Origin of the sequence: Lactobacillus sp., from assembly GCF_051873315.1 — a bacterium.
GTDB lineage: Bacteria > Bacillota > Bacilli > Lactobacillales > Lactobacillaceae > Lactobacillus.
Genome location: NZ_JBJEES010000104.1, coordinates 1 through 1,900, shown reverse-complemented (window position 1 = coordinate 1,900; position 1,900 = coordinate 1). Strand labels below are relative to the sequence as shown.

The following is a 1,900-nucleotide window of genomic DNA, read 5'->3' as shown; positions in this document are numbered from 1 at the left end:
AACCCGCTCACAGCAGAAGTCTAAAAGCACCTGAATTCTTAACGGACTTCGGACTGCGTAAATCGACATCACAATTCTACTTTATTGAACAAGTCAGCAAAAAGCTTGGGATAACTTTGCCAACCGAAGAAGAGATCGTAGCCCAGCTCATGACAATTGATATCTTCGACCTGGCAACTTGGATTGATTCTATCGTAATGATCCTCGGCTACTATTCGTCTTGTCACTCAGTGGTCACACTCCGGCAAGATGAATTATGTCAGATAGATTCCCCAGCCGATTTGGTAAAACTCGCTACGCTTTGCGGTATTGAGAGGGATGCCAGATTAGCAGAAATAATTTTTAACTTAGCTTTAGATAAAGCAGAGGAACCTGAAATTCAAAGACTGATACTTCATCGCTTGTGCGTCTTAAAACTAAAACGTACTAATAATACTGAGGATTTTTATAAAACGATGTCAGTCTTGACCTCTAAAATGATTCTTCAAGATCAAACTGAGGAATCTTTAGTTCTTATTGACAACTTACTTGCGCTAGCTCTAATTTCTACCGCCGATAATCACTATCAGCATCTGCAAGACGCCCGTCTTCTGTTGCTTAGTGCCAGTACAATTCTAAGCAGCTGTATTACCACAAGCGATGCTGCCAACACTACATTGATTTCTGAGCTTGTTCGTTATTATAGTCAAGTTTCAATTAATCAAGTTCAATTAGAACTAGAGTTGCAAAACTATGATCTTGCCAAAGAAATCATAAAAAACAGCATCAAACTGACTTCTGCGTATAACAGTGAGTATTTAGCTGAAGAATTTGCTACAGCTGCTTATATTGACTACAAGACCGAAGATTTTTCACTTGCCATATCTGGCAGCATAGATGCTCTATCAGAATACCGGCAGTTGGGCGATGTTTTAGGTATAAAAAGAATGAAACAAATCTTAGCAGCCTCTCTAGCAAAACTAGGTCTAAAAAAAGATGCCGAAACCGTTATGCAACTCATATCCCAAGATCCTTTAGGAGAAAAAGACTACACCATTTTTACTCATGACTTTACGTAAACTAATCAACAGCAACCGGGGCCGCTTCGCCATAATCTTTGCCCTGCTGGTCATGACCCAGGTCATCGACGTTACTTCAACTTACCTGTTCTCGCCAATGGTCAACCAAGTTTCCGCCGGCCGTTTTAACATTTTTTGTAGCCTGCTTCTGATTCAGTTTGCCCTGGCCTTAGTACTGAACTTGGCTTTCAACGGGGCCAACTACCTCTTCAGCAAGCAGACCCAGCAGTATCTGCACGGCGTCAGAGACAGACTGGCTGACCACTATTACCAACAGCCTGCCGGCGTCTCCGAAATGACCAACCACTTTAGCCAAGACCTTGACACCTTGACTTACGATTACGCGACTGTTCTCTTTTACTTGATCTGTGACGTTATCAACGCGCTTATGGTTGTCGCCAGCCTCTTGTCTTTTCACTGGCTCCTGCTCCTGGCCAGCCTCTTAACTACCGTGACTTCCTTCGCGATTGCCCGCTTATTGGAAAAATACAGCAACCAGGCCACTGATCAATTGTCAGTTGCCAACCAGCACTTTTTAGCGACTATTGCCCAATGGACTGCCGGCCTGGCAGAACTTCGCCGCTATTTTGCCAAAAGCCCTTATCAAAAAGCCTTGCTTAAGTCCGGCCAAGAGCTGGCCGACCGGCAAGTCAGCCGCCGCAAGATCAACAGCCAGATCCAGTGCCTGCAAAGCCTTAGCAACGCCTTAGGCACAGTCAGCATCCCCCTCATCGCCGGCTTCCTCTTCTTTAAAGGACAAATGTCCTTAGGCGGCGTCATTGCGGCTGGTTATTTCGCCAGCAGTATTTTTTCCGTCCTGGAAAACATCGCCGGCAGCTATT

Annotated in this window: 2 protein-coding genes; both read left to right on the top strand. The window is 44.7% G+C overall.

Features of this window, described 5'->3' with window-relative positions:
* Positions 1–1,058, top strand: a 1,058-nt coding sequence (locus ACI32D_RS06175) for a hypothetical protein (protein WP_439775730.1), incomplete at its 5' end; no start/stop codon positions are given.
* A partial coding sequence (locus ACI32D_RS06170; protein ID WP_439775729.1) for an ABC transporter transmembrane domain-containing protein occupies positions 1,045–1,900 on the top strand: 856 nt, incomplete at its 3' end. The genes ACI32D_RS06175 and ACI32D_RS06170, both read left to right, overlap by 14 nt.